The sequence below is a fragment of the Paraburkholderia sediminicola genome (assembly GCF_046026675.1).
Classification (GTDB): domain Bacteria; phylum Pseudomonadota; class Gammaproteobacteria; order Burkholderiales; family Burkholderiaceae; genus Paraburkholderia; species Paraburkholderia sediminicola_F.
Window position 1 is genome coordinate 1,347,586 of the sequence record NZ_JAQQEY010000001.1, and the last position, 18,261, is coordinate 1,365,846.

The 18,261-nt window shown below is 61.7% G+C and carries 13 protein-coding genes; 8 read left to right on the forward strand and 5 right to left on the reverse strand.

Annotated features, from left to right (window positions below; genetic code table 11):
• The first annotated feature begins 28 nt into the window (after positions 1–28).
• From PQQ86_RS05850 to PQQ86_RS05860, 3 genes are read left to right on the forward strand one after another with little or no spacing between them, the layout of a single operon-like run.
• Positions 29–550: a GNAT family N-acetyltransferase gene (locus PQQ86_RS05850; protein ID WP_408265308.1), complete on the forward strand. Its 522-nt coding sequence runs from the start codon at positions 29–31 to the stop codon at positions 548–550.
• Between the two features lie 44 nt (positions 551–594).
• Positions 595–1,152, forward strand: a complete 558-nt coding sequence (locus PQQ86_RS05855) for a GNAT family N-acetyltransferase (protein WP_408265309.1) — start codon at positions 595–597, stop codon at positions 1,150–1,152.
• Between the two features lie 12 nt (positions 1,153–1,164).
• Positions 1,165–4,365 carry a multidrug efflux RND transporter permease subunit gene (locus PQQ86_RS05860; protein WP_408265310.1) on the forward strand — a complete coding sequence of 1,067 codons (3,201 nt, stop codon included), beginning with the start codon at positions 1,165–1,167 and terminating at the stop codon, positions 4,363–4,365.
• A 57-nt stretch (positions 4,366–4,422) separates the two neighbouring features.
• On the opposite strand, the gene PQQ86_RS05865 is transcribed toward PQQ86_RS05860, so the two are convergent.
• Positions 4,423–4,773 carry a DUF4148 domain-containing protein gene (locus PQQ86_RS05865; RefSeq protein ID WP_408265311.1) on the reverse strand — a complete coding sequence of 117 codons (351 nt, stop codon included), beginning with the start codon at positions 4,771–4,773 and terminating at the stop codon, positions 4,423–4,425.
• Positions 4,774–5,133: 360 nt separating this feature from the next.
• Between PQQ86_RS05865 and PQQ86_RS05870 the strand changes: the two genes are divergently transcribed.
• The 4 genes from PQQ86_RS05870 (at position 5,134) to PQQ86_RS05885 (ending at position 10,025) form a co-directional block, all read left to right on the forward strand.
• Complete coding sequence (locus tag PQQ86_RS05870; RefSeq protein WP_408265312.1) at positions 5,134–5,811, forward strand: response regulator transcription factor; 678 nt, start codon at positions 5,134–5,136, stop codon at positions 5,809–5,811.
• 13 nt (positions 5,812–5,824) lie between these two features.
• The gene (locus PQQ86_RS05875; protein WP_408265313.1) at positions 5,825–7,222 is read left to right on the forward strand and encodes a sensor histidine kinase; all 1,398 of its coding nucleotides are present in this window, start codon (positions 5,825–5,827) and stop codon (positions 7,220–7,222) included.
• A gap of 35 nt (positions 7,223–7,257) precedes the next feature.
• A complete protein-coding gene (locus tag PQQ86_RS05880) occupies positions 7,258–7,971 on the forward strand; it encodes a winged helix-turn-helix transcriptional regulator (RefSeq protein ID WP_408265314.1) in 714 nt (237 codons plus the stop codon).
• A 950-nt stretch (positions 7,972–8,921) separates the two neighbouring features.
• The gene (locus PQQ86_RS05885; RefSeq protein WP_408265315.1) at positions 8,922–10,025 is read left to right on the forward strand and encodes a porin; all 1,104 of its coding nucleotides are present in this window, start codon (positions 8,922–8,924) and stop codon (positions 10,023–10,025) included.
• 263 nt (positions 10,026–10,288) lie between these two features.
• Here the strand turns inward: PQQ86_RS05885 and PQQ86_RS05890 are convergent, their stop codons facing one another.
• Positions 10,289–10,570 (reverse strand): DUF4148 domain-containing protein, encoded by a 282-nt coding sequence (locus PQQ86_RS05890; RefSeq protein WP_408265316.1) that lies wholly within the window; start codon positions 10,568–10,570, stop codon positions 10,289–10,291.
• A gap of 326 nt (positions 10,571–10,896) precedes the next feature.
• Between PQQ86_RS05890 and PQQ86_RS05895 the strand changes: the two genes are divergently transcribed.
• A complete protein-coding gene (locus PQQ86_RS05895) occupies positions 10,897–12,075 on the forward strand; it encodes a porin (protein ID WP_408265317.1) in 1,179 nt (392 codons plus the stop codon).
• Between the two features lie 121 nt (positions 12,076–12,196).
• On the opposite strand, the gene PQQ86_RS05900 is transcribed toward PQQ86_RS05895, so the two are convergent.
• Genes PQQ86_RS05900 through PQQ86_RS05910 form a run of 3 tightly spaced genes read right to left on the reverse strand, consistent with a single transcriptional unit; the run spans position 12,197 to position 18,159 of the window.
• Positions 12,197–13,681, reverse strand: coding sequence for an efflux transporter outer membrane subunit (locus PQQ86_RS05900; RefSeq protein ID WP_408265318.1), 1,485 nt, complete (start codon positions 13,679–13,681; stop codon positions 12,197–12,199).
• Entirely contained in the window at positions 13,674–14,888 is a 1,215-nt protein-coding gene (locus PQQ86_RS05905) for an efflux RND transporter periplasmic adaptor subunit (RefSeq protein ID WP_408265319.1), read from the reverse strand. The genes PQQ86_RS05900 and PQQ86_RS05905 overlap by 8 nt, the downstream gene beginning before the upstream one ends.
• The gene (locus PQQ86_RS05910) at positions 14,878–18,159 is read right to left on the reverse strand and encodes an efflux RND transporter permease subunit (RefSeq protein WP_408265320.1); all 3,282 of its coding nucleotides are present in this window, start codon (positions 18,157–18,159) and stop codon (positions 14,878–14,880) included. Before PQQ86_RS05910 ends, PQQ86_RS05905 begins: the two co-directional genes overlap by 11 nt.
• Positions 18,160–18,261: the final 102 nt, after the last annotated feature.

An 18,261-nucleotide genomic window follows, 5' to 3' on the forward strand; every position in this document is an offset into this window, starting at 1 on the left:
CATAAGAACAAAATCTAATTCTGGGAGCTTGCCCGAGGGCCTGACGCTGCGCGCGTTGCGCGTGGCCGACGTGGAGCAGTACCACGCATTGCTGCAGTTGCCGGCGGTGGTGAATGGCAATCCACACGTACCGTTTCAGACAATTGCCAGTACGCGCGAATATCTGGAGGAACTCGCGGCCCCCGAAATCGCAATCGCGGCGATGATCGGCGACACACTAGTCGGTGAAACGGAGCTCTCGCCTTTTAAAGGGCGCCGCGCGCATGCCGCGTCGCTGGGCATTGGTGTACACGACGCATGGCACCGGCGCGGCATCGGCAATGCGCTGATGACCGAGGTGATCGATCTGGCCGATAACTGGCTCGGTCTGCGCCGCCTCGAGCTGCTCGTCTTCGCCGATAACCATGCGGCTCTCGCGCTCTATCGCAAGTTCGGCTTCGAGATCGAAGTGCATCAGCGTGGCGCCGTGTTGCGCCGTGGCGTGCTGATCGACTGTTATTTCATGGCGCGCCTGCGTGAGGCGGCGCCGTGGATGTCGACGCCTGAGTAGCCAACATCGGCCGCTATCGGCCAACCTCGCAGCGGAACCAGACCATGAAAGAAGAAACGTCGCAGAGCGACGCCGCGCTCGACAATCTCGATGATCGCATTACGGTTCGAGCGCTCGAATCGTCCGACGCGGACGGCTTCGCCGATATCATGACCCTGCCCGGCGTGCGGCGCGGCACGCTGTCGGTCGGCTATCGCAGCCCTGAACAGCTCCAGGGGTGGTTCGACCGGCGCCTCAAAAACGGCGTGAACGTATGCGCGACCATCGGCGGGCGCATGGTCGGCCACGCCGGGCTGGAGGTTCATCGACCCAGCCGCGCGCATTGCGCGCATTTAGGATTGGCCGTTCATGACGCGTATCATGGGCGCGGTGTCGGCTCAGCGCTTCTGCAAGCGCTGATCGACTGCGCGGACGCGTCGCTCGGTTTGCGCCGTATCGACCTCACGGTGTTCTGCGACAACGCGCCGGCAATCGTGCTGTACCGCAAGTTCGGCTTTGTCGAAGAAGGCCGCTCGCGCGGTTTTGCACTGCGCGACGGCATACTGGCCGACGTGCTGCATATGGCCCGCCTCGTTGACGCGCCGCGTCTCCAGCCAATCTGAACGGATTTCTGCGTGCCATTTTTCTTCATCGACCGCCCGGTCTTCGCATGGATTGTTGCGCTCGCCATTGTCGTGGCGGGCGCGCTTGCCATTCCGCAGCTGCCGGTAGCGCAGTATCCGCGCCTTGCGCCGCCGCGCATCGTGATCAGCGCCACCTATCCGGGGGCCGCCACTGAAGTGGTCGATGCCAATCTCGGCAGTATCATCGAGGAGAGTCTCGATGGCGCCGACAATATGCTGTACTACGAAACGACCAGCGACAACCTCGGCAATCTCGAGATCGACGCGACCTTTGCGCCGGGCACCAATCCTGATCTCGCACTGGTCGACATCCAGAACCGACTCAAGCAGGTCGAGCCGCGCTTGCCGCAACAGGTCGTGCAGCAGGGCATCAGCGTTTTCAAGGCGGCCAATACGTTTCTGATGCTGGTCGCGCTGACCTCCACGGATGGCTCGCGCGATTCCGTGCAATTGAGCGACTACCTGAGCCGCTACGTGTTGCGCGAACTGAAGCGCGCGCCAGGCGTGGGCGCGGCAGAGTTGTGGGACGCCGACGAAGCGTTGCGCATCTGGCTCGATCCGATGAAGCTGCGCGAGTACGGCCTCGGCGCCGCGGAAGTGAACGCCGCGATCGCCGCACAGAACGCCACGGTAACGGCCGGTACGCTGGGCGATGCGCCGTTCGTTCCGGGCCAGCAATTGACGGCCTCGGTGAGCGTGAAGGGGCAACTGATCTCGCCCGCCGAATTCGGGCAGATCGTGCTGAAGGCGCTGCCCGACGGCTCGGCGGTGCGCTTGCGGGACGTCGCGCGAGTCGAACTTGGACGCGACAATTACTCGTACTACTCCCGCCTGAACGGCAAGGCCGCGGCCACCGTCGGTATTCAGCTCGGGCCGCGCGGCAATGCGCTTGAGACGTCCAACGCGATCCGCGCGCGGCTTGCCGAACTATCGAAAGGCTTGCCGCCGGGCGTTGCCGTCGAAATTCCTTTCGACAACGCGCATTTCGTGAAAATCGCGATTCGCGAGGTGCTCGTCACACTGGCCGAGGCGGTAGTGCTGGTGTTCTTCGTGATGTGGCTGTTCCTGCGTGATCTGCGCTACACGCTGGTGCCGACGGTGGTGATTCCGGTCACGCTGATGGGCGCGTTTCTCGCGATGTACGCCTGCGGCCTGTCGATCAATGTGTTCACGATGTTCGGTCTGGTGCTGGCAATCGGGATTCTCGTCGACGATGCGATCGTGGTGGTGGAGAGCGTGCATCGCGTGATGGAAGAGGAGGGGCTGCCGCCGCGCGAGGCCACCCGTAAGGCGATGACGCAGATCGGCGGCGCGATCGTCGGCGTGACCGCGGTGCTGACGGCCGTGTTCGTGCCGATGGCGTTCTTTCCGGGTGGTGTCGGCGGTATTTACCGGCAATTCGCGGTGTCGATGATCGCGTCGATGCTGGTGTCGTCGTTCATGGCCTTGTCGTTGACGCCCGCGCTATGCGCGAATCTGCTGAAGGCGCACAAGAACCCGGTGAGTCAACGCGACGCCCGCCGTGGCCTGCTCGGCTTCGCGGCGCGAGCGGCGAGCCGCTTCACGTCCGGTTTCGACCGGGCCGCGAGCGGCTATCGCGGGCTGACCGCGCGTACGCTGCGCCGTATTGGACCGATGCTGGCGATCTATGCCGTGCTGGTCGGCGCGTGCGCCGCGCTCTATTGGCAGATGCCTGGTGGCTTTTTGCCGAGCGAAGATGAAGGCCAGCTGCAGGTGATGGTGCAATTGCCGGCCGGTGCGACGCAGGCGCGTACGCTTGCGGTGGTCCAGCGCATGGAAACAATCCTGCACGCCGAACCTGCGGTCGCGCACGTCACCAGTGTGGTCGGCTGGAGTTTTACCGGCAGCGGTCAGAACGTGGCGATGGGCTTTGTCGAGCTGAAAGACTGGGGCAAGCGCGACATCGATGCGATGGCCTTGCGCGAACGGCTCAACGAGAAGTTCGACAAGATTCTCGACGGCAATGTGGAGGCGCAATTACCGCCTTCCGTGCCGGGACTCGGGCATTCGGACGGTTTCGTGTTCCGGCTCGAAGATCGCGGCGGAGTCGGGCTGGATGCGCTGAAGGCCGCGCGCGAGCAACTGTTCGCGCAGGCCAAGGCGAGCCCGGTGCTGGCTTCGGTGCATTCGGAGGATTTGCCGGATGCGCCGCGCGTCGAACTCGTCATCGATCGTGCGAAAGCGTATGCACTCGGCGTGCCGTTCGACCGCATCACCGATGTGCTGGGCAGCACCTTCGGCTCGACCTATATCGACGACTTTCCTGCCGGTGGCCGGATGCGCCGCGTGATGATTTCCGCCGACGCCGCCACGCGGATGACCGAGGACGATCTGATGGCGCTCGCCGTGCCGAACTCGTCCGGCGGCATGGTGCCCTTATCCGCGATTGCGTCGCGTCATTGGAGCATCGGTCCGGTGATGCTGACGCGCTATAACGGCTATCCGTCACTCGACGTGAGCGGCCACGCGGCGCCCGGCTACAGTTCGGGCGCGGCGATGGCCGAGATGGAGCGGCTCGCCGCTTCGTTGCCGGTCGGGGTCTCGTATGATTGGGTCGACGCGGCGCGCGAAGAAACCGCGGCGGCACAGCTCACGCCCTTGCTGATCGGCCTGTCGCTGCTGGCCGTGTTCATGGCGCTGGCCGCCTTGTACGAAAGCTGGACGATCCCGCTTGCCGTGCTGATGGTGGTACCGCTCGGCGTGATCGGCGCAATCGCTGCGATGCTGCTGCGGGGCATGCCAAACGACGTGTACTTCAAGGTCGGCATGATTACCGTGATCGGCCTCGCGGCGAAAAACGCGATTCTGATCGTGCAGTTCGCACGCGATCTGTATCGCCGCGGCCTGCCGTTGACGCGCGCCGTGACCGAAGCCGCCGCCGCGCGCTTCCGGCCGATCGTGATGACCTCGGCCGCATTCCTGCTGGGCGTCGTGCCGCTGGTGGTGTCGAGCGGTGCCGGCGCGGAAAGCCGTCGCTCGATCGGCACCGGTGTGTTCGGCGGGGTGCTGGCGGCCACGCTGTTTGGCCTCGTGTTCGCGCCGGTCGCGTTTCATGCGGTCGCCTCGCTAACGTATAGCAAACGACGGCTTGCCGAGTTGCGCCGTAAGCGCGACGAGCGGCGCGCACGGCGGCAGGCGAGCGAAAGCGGCCAGTTGACGAATGGCCGATGACATGACGGCGGCTCCATTGCGCCTCGGCGCAGCCGCCGTCTGAGTTGAGCGCGGCGTTCAGCCGGCCGGCTGATTCACCGCTTGCGCGGGTGCTACACCGGCCGGCGTTTGCGTAGCGGTTGTCGACGCATGCGCGGCCGGCATACAGTCCGCGCGATATTCTGCTTGCAGTTTTCGCTCTGCCTGCTGCAGATCGCTGGGGTATTCGTCGTCGTCGTTGCTGGGGCTGTAGCCGACCGCTTCCAGTTCGCCGAGCTCGTTCATCAGCTGCTTGTGCGTCACTTCGCCCTTGAGCTGCCTGAACGGGTAGTCATTGCATTGCTGCTGCGTGAGAGCCGGCGAAGCCATCGCCGATGCACTGCCGATCAGCAGAAGGGTGGTGACGAGGGTTTTGGTTGCGAGCTTCATTTTCATACCATCCACGATAAGGTTCGAGTCGGACCGCAAAGAAAACAGCGGGATGGCAGTAGGCTAGTGGAGGCGACCTACCGGAGCGGCGTCGGGAAAATGAAATTTGTTTTATCGTTCCGTCGTCAGTTTTAGCGGCCCTGCGGCGAACTTAAATTTTTCTTCATGAAGCGGATATTCATCCGCTATACAACTGCGCGTAGCCTGCTGGCAGGCACTTAGGCAAAGCGGCGACACCCGTCGAAACGCACGCCCGTGCTCTGAACGCGCAAGCCGAATATGGCATCATGTCCTCCTACTGATAACCGGTCGCGCCCGCCGCTTGCATCGGTAGAGCTGGCGGTGGCGCATGCAATGATCATGTCGCGAGTACTGACGATCGAAGACGATGAAATTACCGCGAATGAAATTGTCGGTGAGCTGAAAAGCCGTGGCTTCACCGTCGATTGGGTGGCCAACGGCCGCGACGGCATGGCGCGCGCGATCAGCGAAGACTACGACGTGATCACGCTCGACCGCATGCTGCCGGGCGTGGATGGCCTCACGATCCTCACCACCATGCGCAGTATCGGCATTCAAACGCCCGTGCTGATGTTAAGCGCGTTGGGTGACGTGGATGACCGAGTGCGAGGCTTGCGCGCCGGTGGCGACGACTATCTGACCAAGCCGTTCGACCCCGAAGAAATGACCGCGCGTCTCGAGGTGCTGTTGCGCCGCAGTCAAACGCCGGCAGCACCGCTCGAAACGCATCTGCGAGTCGGCCCGCTCGAACTCGATCTGATTTCCCGCAAGGTTCAGCGTGACGGCGAAGAGATCGTCTTGCTGCCCACCGAATATCGCGTGCTCGAATTCATGATGCGCCATGCGGGGCAAACCATCACGCGCACCATGTTGTTCGAGGCGGTGTGGGGTTATCACTTCGACCCAGGCACCAATCTGATCGACGTGCACATGGGCCGGCTGCGCAAAAAAATCGACCCGCCCGGCGTCACGCCGATGATCCAGACCGTGCGGGGCTCGGGTTATATCCTCGCATGAGCAGACCATTCTGATGGACACAACCTTCCCGGCTCAATCTGCGCTCGGGCGGCGCTGGCATTCCACGACCTTTCGCCTGCTATCGGTTTACGCGGTCATCTTTTCGCTTTCGGTGATGTTGCTGCTGGGCTACATCGGCTGGGCCGTGACCGGCGACATGGAGCGCGAGACCGATGTGGTGATGGACTGGCAACTGGTCTACTTCGATTCGTTGCCTGACTCGGGCCTTGCCGACGCGATTCATCGGCGTATCGAGCATGAGCGCATGCACACCAATTACTACGGCCTGTTCGCTGCCGACGGCAGTCTGCTGGCTGGGGACGTGCTGGTGTATCCGTCGCAACTATCCACCAATCGCACTGGCAAGACGCTCGATCTCGTGCTCTCGATGGCGCGCAACGATCAGGCGCCGGTGGTCCGCGCCATGGCCGAGCGGCGCAAGGACGGCTCCACGCTCGTCATCGCGCGTGATCTGACGCACATCCTGCGGATTCGCGAGACCATCATCAACGCGCTGGTGGGCGGCGGGATCGTGTGCCTGCTTGCAGGCGTGGCAGGCGGACTGGCGCTGAGCGTACGGCAGATGCGCCGGCTGAAAGCGATCCGGCGCGTCACGCAGCGTATTGCGCAGGGCGATCTTGCGCAGCGCTTGCCGATCGGCGGACGCGATGAAGTGGATATGCTCGCGCATCTGGTGAACCATATGCTCGCGGAAGTCGAACGCCTCATGAATGAAGTGAAGGGTGCGTGCGACGGCATCGCACACGATCTGCGCACGCCGCTCGCGCACGTTCGGACCTTGCTGGCGCACGTGGCGGAGCGCACCGATACGCTCGACGACGCCGCGCTGTCGCAGTTGGTGGAGCGCGCGCGCATCGAGACCGATGCATTGCTCGACCGGTTTCGCGCGATGTTGCGTATCTCCGAGATCGGTACGCTGCAGCGGCGCGGTGGGTTCGGAGAGATGCAATTGGAGACGCTGATGCAGGAAGTCGGTGAACTATACGAGCCGCTCGCCGAAAGCCGCTCGATTCAACTATCTGTGCATGTACAACCGGTCGATGCGATTCATGGTGATCGCGCGTTGCTGTTCGAGGCGTTGAGCAATCTGGTGGATAACGCGATCAAGTTCACCCCCGAAGGTGGAGCGGTGCGCATGGAACTTCGACAGACGTCGGCGGGGCCTCAGGTGGACATTGTCGATAACGGGCCCGGCATCGCCGCGGATGAGCGCGATGCGGTTCTGCAGCGGTTTTATCGCGGGGAGAGTACGCGGCATCTGGCCGGATCGGGGCTGGGATTGAGCATCGTGTCAGCGGTGATGCGGGTGCATGACTTCACGATGAAAATAGGCAATGCGCAGCCCGGCACCAGGATTTCCATTGAATGCTGGTCGAGGACGCTCGCATGAGGGTGCTTTATTTTTTCGTTCCGGCAGGGTGGTGAATGCGCGTCCTGTTCGTTGGACCTTCTCATCCGGAAGCTGCGTGGCTGTTCAAGGCGCTGCAGGAGAGCGCCCATAGTCTGCAACGGGCCGATGATCTGCGGGATGGCGTTTTTCTTGCCTCGCAGGAGCCGTTCGATGCGATTGTTTTGATGGTGCTCGAGGTGGGGTCTTATTTTGCCTTGCAAGGGTTCATTGGGGAGTTTGCCACTGCTGGGAGTGGAGCGGCGATTGTTGCTGTACTCGGTGCGGCTACCGCGCAGGATCGCACGAAGATTCTGCGCGCCGGCGCGGATGCTTGCTTTTGCCAGCCCTATTCGTTTATTGAAATGCATGAGCGGATGGCCGCTTTGCAGCGGGTTGGGGGTGCTCGGGGAGGGGTTGGTGGTTTTGCTTCTGCTGCCGCGTCTGTTTTGCCCGCCATGGGTGGGCCATCTTTGGATGCCGCTACCCGGGAGCTCGTTTGCGGCGCCCGGCGGGTTGGCGTGACACGGCGGGAGTTTCTTCTGCTTGAGTGTTTGCTGAGGCAGGTTAATGCGCCTGTGGCCAGGGATCAGCTGATCCGCTATGCCTGGCCTGAGAAGGAGGATGTCGATCCTTCCAGTGTCAATCTTGTCGTGTCCCGGCTGCGACGCAAGCTTTCGGATGATGTGCCGGAGGTTCGGATTGAAACCGTTAGCCGGTTTGGGTATCAGGTTTCTGTTTTGTCTTCCTGATTTGTTTGCCTGCTTGGCGGTTTTTTCTGTGTTCTTGGGGCTTTGGGCTTTCCTTGATCTGGCTTTGGTGCCTTTCCTTGCATTGTTAGTGGTCTATTAGCGTTGCCCCTGTGCGGGGCGGCACTTACTTCTCTTTGCCGGCTGCAAAGAGAAGTAAGCAAGAGAAAGCAGCTCAAACCGCTAATACTAAGTGGGCACCGTGGTTTGCTTGGGGTAGTGGTGCATCTGGAATCAGTGTTCGTGCCCTTGCTTACGCCAGTGACAAGGGCGTCATACTTCCGGCGGCGCTGCGCGCGCCGAAGCGTACTTCTTAAAACCACCCGCTAGTTTTGATGCTCGCATCTCGCCACCGGGTTTCCGGGGTGAGTGCAGGGGCGCCTCGCCGAGGCGAAGCCGACGGCTCCCGCTGCGTAAAAACGAAGCCCGTGGTTTCCCACGCAGACCCGTCCGCGACGCACGCAGTGCGGAGTGGGAGCTGATGAATCCTTTGTCACTAACGCGGAATGTGCGAGAACACGGATTCCAGATGCACCACTACCCGCAGCAGACCACGGTGCCCACTTAGCATGAGCGGTTTGAGCCGCTTTCTTTTGCCTACTTTTCTTTGCGGCAAGCAAAGAAAAGTAGGTGCCGCCCCGCACAGGGGCAACGCTAATAGACCACTAACAAAACAAGGAAAGGCCAAAACCATAAGAACACTGACAAACAAGCGCCGCACAGGCGAACAGTTCAAGCAAACCCCAACGCCGTAGGCAAACAGACAACAACCTCCCTTCTGCGAATCGAGTCAACGATCCGCTCATGAAAACCCAACGGAAAAACTGAAAGTCTGTATTGCAGATGCGGTGATTTCTGATCTCGATATATTCGTCCGGTGGTCACACAGTATCGAAGTCTCCACGGCTATCAGGCATCCTTAATTAAATAAAAGGTGATTCATGAATCAGAAGATGAAGCTGACCCACTTGGTCGGGGCACTGCTATGTATCGGCGTCGTTTCCACCGCACATGCGCAAAGCAGCGTCACGCTCTATGGGCTGCTCGATACGGGTATCGACTTCGCCAGTAATGTGAACGGCAACCATCTCTATCAAATGGCCAGCGGCGTCAGTGCGGGTAGCCGCTGGGGCCTCAGAGGCAAGGAAGATCTCGGTGCCGGGCTCTCTGCCGTGTTCGACCTGGAAAGCGGCTTCAATTCGACTAACGGTAGCTTGGGGAGTGGTCTGGCTTTTTCCCGTAATGCGTATGTTGGTCTCGCCAGTCAGACGGCCGGTACGGTCACGCTCGGGCGGCAGTGGGATCCGATCGTCGATCTCATCGAGCCGTTCTCGCTCAACGATAGCTATGGCGGCTGGTATTTCTCCCACCCCAATGACATGGATAACCTCGATAACGGCTTCGCCATCAGCAATTCGGTGAAGTACACGAGCCCCACCATCGGGGGCTTTACCGGCGAAGCCCTTTATTCGTTCGGCGGGCAGGCCGGGCAGTTCTCGAATAACTCCGCCTATAGCGCGGCAGCGTCGTACACGAACGGACAGTTCTCGATGGGGGCGGGCTATCTGCGCGTCAATGATCCGGAACAGGCAATCCAGAGCTATCAGAACGGCTCGGGCTTTACCAATGCGGTGTACGGCAACTATCTGGCCAATGCCCGCAGTCAAGGCATCTTTGCCGCGGGTGCGTCATATCAGATCGGCAAGTTCAAGGTGATGGGCAACTTCACGAACGTGAATTTCCAGCAGGGCGATGCGGGACAGGACGTCAAATTCCAGAACTACGAAATTGCCGGTACCTTCGCGGCAACCAGTCAGCTGAATCTCGCCGCAGGCTACACCTACACGGATGGCCGCGATCACGCGACCAATCAGGAACCTAAGTATCAGCAGCTCAACCTGAGCGCAGAGTACGAACTGTCGAAGCGCACTGCGGTCTATGCTCTCGCCGCGCTACAGAAAGCCAGTGGCGGTGCCGTTGCGCAGATCGCCGGCTTCGATCCGTCGTCTGACGGCAAGCAGGTGGTCGGACGCGTGGGCATTCGACACTCGTTCTAAAGCATCGGCATCAGGTCAAAGAGCGCGCTGCCCGAAGGGGTAGCGCGCTCTTTTTTGTTCACGAACCAAAATAGATATTGCAGTAACTCGGTGGGCCGACACAGTTGTCGGCGCTGGTGGAGGGCGACGTTGTCGCGCATCCGGATAACAGTAGTCCGGCTGCGGCAGCGGCAACGGCAAACGTGGCAGTTCGTTTGATCGCGGTGCGAAGAGTCATTGATGTCAGGGCGAGAAATGCAGCGTGTTGCGTTTAGTGATAGATCTCAGTGTGCGTAAAGCGTCGAGTTCAGATAGGCGAGCTGTCCGTCCTTCTCCGCATGCACCAGTTCCTGATACACCTGCGCACGCGTCTTCTCTCCAGTCGCCTGACCGTAGGGCGGCACCCACGACCCAGCCGCGTTGACCGCGGCGGTGCTGGTCGCCGCTACCTGCATGGCCGGCGCGGCGTTCTGTTGCGCCTGCGAAGGCGTCGTGGTCGATTGAGCGAAAGCGGAGGCCGTTGCGGTTGCGCCGATGAAAGCGATGGCGAGCGTCATAGATTTCATGTTCGTAATCCTCACAAATAAAATTGGATGGAACCGATGCGCGAACCTCAATGCATTCGTGGATCGGTTGATGAGAAGGATAGTTACCTGGCGTTAGCGGATCGGTGGTGTACGCATGAAAAGATATTTATCCGCTGGCGCGCTGGCAATCCGATGATTCATGGGCTTGTCCGGTGCATGTCATGAACATAAAAAACGTTTCATGAAACGACCGGTTTTGATCACGGGTATGTCACTACGAAAATCTACATTGCGGCTACCCGCACGGTGTGCGGGATCGGTCCGTCAATGCGCGGATCGGGGCCTTCTCTTACCCGGAATCAAACATGAACAAGGCATTGGCAACCACACTCGTCGCGCTGGCCGGCACCTTCAGCGCGGCGGCGCACGCACAAAGCAGCGTCACGCTCTACGGCACACTCGATACCGGCATCGACTACGTCAGCAATCAGAAAACGGCTTCAGGCGGGAAAAGCAACTGGATGATGGAAAGCGGCAATATCAGTACCGACCGCTGGGGCCTGCGCGGTAACGAGGACCTGGGCGGCGGCCTGAGCGCGGTCTTCGATCTGGAGAACGGCTTTAATATCGACGGCGGAAAATTCTCCAATGGCGGCGATGAATTCGGCCGGCAGGCATGGGTCGGCATTGCGAGCAAACAGTGGGGCACCGTGACCATGGGCCGGCAATACGACTTCCTGGTCGATTTCGTCGCGCCGCTTTCGGTGACGGGCTCGGGCTTCGGCGGCAATATTGCCGACCATCCGTTCGATAACGACAATCTCAACAACGATCTGCGCATGAACAACGCGCTGAAATTCCGCAGCGCGACTTATGGCGGCTTCACGGTCGGTGGCGCTTACGCGTTCAGCAATGCGGCCGGTGGCTTCAGCAATAACAACGCCTATAGCCTCGGTGCGCAATGGGCAGACGGTCCGTTCAATCTGGCGCTCGCGTATCTGCAGGTGAACCAGCCGGGCGGCGTCAATCAACCCGCCAATACCGGCGGCGCGGTCAGTAGCAGCGATGGCGACGCGACCTTCACCGGCGCACGCCAGCGCATCTTGGGCGCGGCGGGGCGCTATACGTTCGGTGCGGCGACCGTCGGTCTCGTCTTCACGCGGACCATGCTCGACGATCCGCATCAGATCACGCAGGGCGGCGCGTACTCCACGCTCAACGGCGATATGCTGACCTTCAATAACTACGAACTGAACGCGCGCTATGCAATTACCCCGGCATTCTCGCTGGGCGGCTCGTACACGTTCACAGACGGACATTTCAGCGACGACGGCAGGAGCGTCGCACCGAAGTGGAATCAGTTCATGCTGCAGGTGGACTACGCATTGTCACGCCGAACCGATCTGTATCTGGAAGGCGTCTATCAACATGTGTCGGGGGCGGACGGTATTGCGGTGCTCGGCAATGCGTCGATCTATTCGCTGGCGGCTTCGTCGAGCGATCGGCAGGCGGTTGTGGCAGTGGGGATGCGGCATAAGTTCTGATCGCCGTACACCGCATTGCAAGGCATCGTAAGCGTGTTTGAAAGGCAAACGTCGCCGTTGAAGAACCGGCGACGTTTTTTACGGCATCGTTGGATTCAACTGACAGATTCAACCCGCAGTTTCAATCAGCAGACGCGAGCACCTTTGGATGCGCCGCTTGCGCGTTCGCCACCTGAACGGCAGGCGAGTCCGTAGCGCGGTCCGCCGACCAACCACCGCCCAAGGCCTCAATCAACCCCACTGAGGCCAGCAGACGCCGCGTATTGAGGTTCAATGCGTCGATCTGGGTAGTGAGTTCGGTGGTTTGCGCGGTCACGACATCCAGATAGCTGACCACGCCGTCACGATAGCGCGACATCGAAAGCGTCAGCGTGCGTTGCGCGGCGACCAGCGCCTCGTTCTGCTGCGTGGCTTCGTCGCCGAGATGATGCAACTGGGCCAGGTTGTCTTCGACCTGCTGGAAGGCGAGCAGCACGGCGGCCTTGTACTTCGCACCGTTCTCGGCGAGCTTGGCGCGCGCCTGTTGCGTGATCGCTTCACGGCGGCCGCCGTCGAATAGCGTGAGCACGAGGCTCGGTCCGACCGACCAGATTTCGTTCGGCGCCATCAGCCAGGGAGAAAGCGTGTCGCTCTGATAGCCACCGTCGAGTCCGAGCGAAATGTCCGGGAAGAATGCGGCCTTGGCCACGCCGATTTGCGCATTGGCCTCGGCAACGCGCCGTTCGGCCGCCGCGATGTCGGGGCGCCGTTGAAGCAGCGCCGCGGGCACGCCGGTTGGAATCGACGGCAGGTATGCCGTTTCGATTGCCGGCGCAAGGGTGAATGTCGATGCGGGCGCGCCGGTCAGGCTGGCGATCGCGTGCTCGTACAGCGCGCGGCGCGCGGTGATGTCGTCGGCGGAAGCGCGCGCGGTGTCGAGTTGCGTCTGCGCACGCGAGACGTCGAGGTCGGATGCAATGCCACCCGCGTGACGGCTTAACGTAAGCTTGAGCGCGTGCTGGTAGGTGTCGATCGTGTCGTTGAGCAATTGCTGTTGTTCGTCCAGCCCGCGCAGATTGAAGTACGCGCTTGCCAGATTCGCCTGCAAGCTCAAGCGTACTGACTCGAGATCGGCCTCGCTCGCCTGCAGCGCCGAGCGCCCTGCCGACACCTCATTGCGGATCTTGCCCCATAGGTCGAGGTCATAGCCGATGCCGACGTCGACCGTATTCGTGCCATACACCGCGGGCTGACCCACGCCACGCAGCGGGCGGTTGTCCGATTGCCTTTGGCGTTCGCCCGACGCTTCTGCGCCGATGGTCGGAAACAAGCCCGAGCGGGCTTGCGACAGATAGGCGGTGGCTTCGTCGTGGCGCGCCATCGCCGCGGCCACGTCCGGATTGGCGGCGGCCACCTGAACTTCGAGACGGTCGAGTACTGGATCGCGATACGCAGTCCACCACGCGTCGCGCGGCACGCGGTCGGCGGGTCGGGCGAGCTGCCACGCGCCACCTTCCTTGAAGGTCGTTGGGATGCTGGTGGCCGGCGCCTGATAGGTCGGCGCGAATGAGCAGCCGCTCATCAGCGCCGCGGCTGTCAACGCGATGCAGATGCGGCGCTTAGCCATGAGCGCTCTCCGCCGGCCGACGCGCGGCTAGCGAGGTGTCCGTCGTACCGGCCGGATTGCCCTCGAGCCGCACTGCATCGCCCGAGGCGAGCGAGTCGGGCGGATTGTCGATTACGCGGTCGGTTGGATTGAGACCTGAGGCGATCTCGACGTGCGTGCCGAGATCGGTGGCGATCAACACCGATTTGAGCACCGCACGGTTGTCGTTGCCGACCACGGCGACCTGCAAACCGTTCTGCCGGAAGATGAGCGAGCTGGCCGGAATCGACAAGGCATGCGAGTTGGTCGGCAGGGCGAAATGCACCTCGGTGTATTCGCCGGGAATCAGCAGGCCGTTTTGATTGTCGACCGCGAGTTGCACCAGCAACGTGCCGGAGGAGGGCGTGATCGCATCGTCGGTGTCGACGAGTTTGGCATTGAACTTCACGCCGGGGCGTTCGGGCACGGTGAGCGTGGCGGTCATGCCGGGTTTGATGGCGGCGGCTTCGTCCTGCGGCACGCTCACATAGACGCGCAATTGACGTGCGTCCGACACGGAAAACAGTTCGGGTCCATTGCCGCCGCCCGCATTGATGAGCGCGCCGATATCGGTGGTGCGTGCGGTGACGATGCCGTCGAATGGGGCGGTGATGCGCTTGAACGATTCGAGTGCTTCGAGACGCCGTACATTGGCTTCTGCCGCCGCTACCGTCGCCTGCTTGGCAACGAGATCGCTGGTCTTTTCGTCGGCATCCTGCTGTGAAACTGAGTCCTGTTGCAGCATCTTGGTCCAGCGCGTTGCCGTGGAGGCGGCGAGTTTCTCGTTGGCCACCGAATTCTGCAAATCGGCGCGAGCCTGCTGCAATTGCTGATCGAGGTCGGGCGTATCGATCACCCCGAGCAACTGGCCGGCTTTGACGTGCGTGCCGATATCGGCGTACCACGCATGCAGATACCCGGACACGCGCGCGTAGATCGGCGCGTTGACGAAGGCGGACAGTCGCCCGGGCAACACCAGCGCCTGCGCGTCGAGGTCGTGTTTGGGTGTGTACGCAACCACCGTCGGCACGGCTTGCTGGGCTGACCAGGTGGTGAGTTCCTGCTTCGCATGCACGCGGCTGGCAATGCCGCTCGTCACGATGCCCGCTGCCGCCAGCAGCGCGACGATGCCGACTAGCTTCAGATGACGCAACCGCTTCGGCGAATTGATCTCGATCTCAGTGGACATGATGGACTCCGGGTTCGGATGATGAGTGATCGTGCGAGGGATCGTTGGATGAGTTTTGCGACGGGCCGTGCGATGGACCGTGACCCGCGGCATTGCGCCGATGCACGAGGCTGAACACGACCGGCACGAACAGCAGTGTGGCGAACGTCGCGCAAATCAGGCCGCCGATCACGGCGCGGCCGAGCGGTGCGTTCTGCTCGCCACCATCGCCGAGGCCGAGCGCCATCGGCGCCATGCCGATGATCATCGCGAGCGCCGTCATCAACACCGGGCGAAAGCGCGTGAAGCCGGCTTCCATCGCCGCGACCAGCGCATTGCCGGTCACCGCCAGCCGCTCGCGGGCGAAGCTCACCACCAGAATGCTGTTGGCGGTCGCAACGCCCATGCAGAGAATCGCACCGGTCAGCGCGGGCACCGAGAGCGGTGTATGCGTGGTGAACAGCATCCATACGATGCCGGCCAACGCCGCGGGCAACGCCGTGACGATCACGAATGCGTCGCTCCACGAATGGAAGTTCACGACGATCAGCAGATAGATCAGCAGAATCGCGCCGACCAGACCTAGCGACAAACCGAGGAACGCGCTGTTCATCGTCTGTACCTGGCCGCGCAGCGTGACGATCGAGCCCTTCGGCACGTCCTTGGCGGTTGCATGGACGATGTCCTGAATCTTCGCTGCGACGGCGCCGAGATCCTGACCTTGAGTGGTCGCGAACACGTCGTAGAGCGGCTCGATGTTGTAGTGCGACACCACCGCATTGCCGACGCCGCGCGCAATGGTCGCAATGCCGCCGAGAATCTGCGCCTGGCCGCTCTTGCCGGTTACGGGTAGGTTGCTCAGATTCGACAGGGACGTCATGCGGTATTGCGGGGTTTGCGCGACGATCGGATACGATACGCCGTTCTTCGGATTCAGCCAATACGTCGGCGAAACCTGGCTCGTGCCGGAAAGGCTCGCCACCACGGAATTGGTCACGTCCTGTTCGGTGATGCCGAGTTGATCGGCACGCGAGCGGTCCACCGACACGGTGAACTGCGGATACGTCGACGCCTGCTGGATACGCGTATCGGCAATGCCGGGAATCATGCGCATGCGCCGCATCACTTCGCTGGCATAGCGATGATTGGCCGCCTGGTTCGGCCCCGCCACCTGCAGATCGATTGGCGCGGGAGCACCGAAATTCAGAATCTGACTGACGATATCGGCCGGCAGGAACGCGAAGGCCGTTCCCGGGAACTGGCGCGGCAGCGTTTCGCGCAGTGTGCGCACGAATCCCGCGGTGGGTTCGTGATTTTCGTTCAGCGAGATCAGAATGTCGCCGTCCTGCGGTCCGATCGTGCCGCTGTTGTTATAGGTCAGGTTGATGCCGCTATTGGGCAGGCCGATGTTGTCGACGATACTGCGCAACTGGTCAGGCGGAATCGCGCGGCGCACCGCGTTCTCGATCAGATCGAATTGCGCGGCGGTATCCTCGACCCGCGTGCCGATCGGGGCGCGCACGTGGATCGAGATTGCCCCGGAGTCGATATCCGGGAAGAAATTGCGGCCGAGCCATGGCGCGAGCAGGAAGGACGCGCCGACCACGATCAGGAATCCCGTGACGAAACGCTTGCGATGCGTGAGCGCAAGGCCGAGTACGATCCGGTACACGCTGCGCACGCGCTCGAAACGATGCTCGAAGCCGCGTTGAAAGCGCACCAGCGGATTGCGCGACGGTGCCGGATGAGAGTTGCCGCCATGCGTGCCCATCACCGCGGCCAGTTCGCCGGAGGCGTGACCGCCCGATGCGTGCGGACGCAACAGGTATTGCGCCAGCATCGGCACGAAGGTGCGCGAGAGGATGAACGACGCGATCATCGCGAAGATCACCGCTTCGGCCATCGGCACGAACAGGAAACGCGCGATGCCGTCGAGCAGCAGCATCGGTACGAACACGATGCAGATGCAAAGCAGCGAAACGAAGGCGGGCGCAACGATTTGCGCGGCGCCGTCCATGATCGCGCTGCGTACGTCCTTGCCCTGTTCGAGATGCCAGTTGATGTTTTCGATCGTGACGGTGGCGTCGTCGACCAGAATCCCCACCGCAAGCGCGAGACCGCCGAGCGTCATCACGTTGAGCGTTTCGCCCATGGCGGCCAGGCCCGCAATCGCAGCCAGCACCGCAAGCGGAATCGACGCCGCGATGATCAGCGTCGAGCGCCAGCTGCCGAGGAACAGCAGAATCATCAGTGAAGTGAGCGCGGCTGCGATCACGCCTTCACGCGCCACGCCACTCACCGCGCCTTTCACGAAGGTCGATTGATCGCCCATTGTCACGAGCTTCAGTCCGGGCGGCAGCGTCGCCTCGATGCGCGGCAATTGCGCCTTGACGCCGGAAATGATGTCGAGCGTCGACGCGGAGCCGTTCTTCAGAATACTCATCAGCACCGCGCGATGACCGTCCACGCGCACCACGTTGCCTTGCGGCGGATAGCCGTCGCGCACGTGAGCCACATCGCGGATATAGATCGTCGCGCCGTCCACCGTCTTGATCGGCAGCGCGTTCAGTTCGTCAAGCGCGAGCGGGCTGTTGTTCAGCTTGATGTTGTATTCGAAGCGGCCGATCTTCTCCGTGCCCGCCGGAATGATCTGATTCTGCTGGGCGAGCGCGGTGGCGACGTCGTTGGCCGAGAGTTTTTTCGCCTGCAAGGCTTGCGGATCGAGATCGATCTGCACTTCACGGGTCTTGCCGCCATACGGGGTCGGAATCGCCACGCCAGGCACGCTCAGCAATTGCGGGCGAATGAAGTTGGTCGCGTAGTCGGCGAGTTTCTGTTCGTCGAGTGTGTTGCTAGTTAGCGCCAGTTGCAGCACCGGCACCGTGGACGCGTTGTAGTTGAGAATCTGGGGAGGCGTGGTGCCGGGCGGCATCTGCTTGAGCACCGTTTGCGACACCGAGGTCACCTGCGCGGTGGCGGTGCGGATATCCACGGTCGGCTGAAAGAAGATCTTGACGATGCCATAGCCGCGAAACGATTGTGACTCGATATGCGCGATGTCGTTGACGGTCGTGCCGAGCGTGCGTTCGTAGTAGGTGACGACGCGTCCGGACATGTCGTCCGGTTGCAGGCCGGCGTAGTTCCAGACCACGCTGATCACGGGAATGCGGATGTCGGGAAAGATATCCGTCGGCGTGCGCAACGCGGCAAGCGGGCCGATCAACAGGATCAGCATCGCAAGCACGATGAACGTGTAGGGCCGGGTCAAAGCTAACCGGACTATTTTTAACATCGAAGGCTGCTCCGTTCAGAGGCGCGATTGAATCTGCGCGGGCGTGTGGCGGTTAGGGCTCGCACCAATGGCGCGGCCCGGTAAACGGCATTCTGGAGAGCG

Bases quoted from the DNA above. Each gene is read 5' to 3' on its own strand.
- PQQ86_RS05855 (WP_408265309.1), top strand. From the start codon at position 595: ATGAAAGAAGAAACGTCGCAGAGCGACGCCGCGCTCGACAATCTCGAT.
- PQQ86_RS05865 (WP_408265311.1), bottom strand. From the start codon at position 4,773: ATGAAGCTCGCAACCAAAACCCTCGTCACCACCCTTCTGCTGATCGGC.
- PQQ86_RS05870 (WP_408265312.1), top strand. From the start codon at position 5,134: ATGTCGCGAGTACTGACGATCGAAGACGATGAAATTACCGCGAATGAA.
- PQQ86_RS05875 (WP_408265313.1), top strand. From the start codon at position 5,825: ATGGACACAACCTTCCCGGCTCAATCTGCGCTCGGGCGGCGCTGGCAT.
- PQQ86_RS05880 (WP_408265314.1), top strand. From the start codon at position 7,258: ATGCGCGTCCTGTTCGTTGGACCTTCTCATCCGGAAGCTGCGTGGCTG.
- PQQ86_RS05885 (WP_408265315.1), top strand. From the start codon at position 8,922: ATGAAGCTGACCCACTTGGTCGGGGCACTGCTATGTATCGGCGTCGTT.
- PQQ86_RS05890 (WP_408265316.1), bottom strand. From the start codon at position 10,570: ATGAAATCTATGACGCTCGCCATCGCTTTCATCGGCGCAACCGCAACG.
- PQQ86_RS05895 (WP_408265317.1), top strand. From the start codon at position 10,897: ATGAACAAGGCATTGGCAACCACACTCGTCGCGCTGGCCGGCACCTTC.
- PQQ86_RS05900 (WP_408265318.1), bottom strand. From the start codon at position 13,681: ATGGCTAAGCGCCGCATCTGCATCGCGTTGACAGCCGCGGCGCTGATG.
- PQQ86_RS05905 (WP_408265319.1), bottom strand. From the start codon at position 14,888: ATGTCCACTGAGATCGAGATCAATTCGCCGAAGCGGTTGCGTCATCTG.
- PQQ86_RS05910 (WP_408265320.1), bottom strand. From the start codon at position 18,159: ATGTTAAAAATAGTCCGGTTAGCTTTGACCCGGCCCTACACGTTCATC.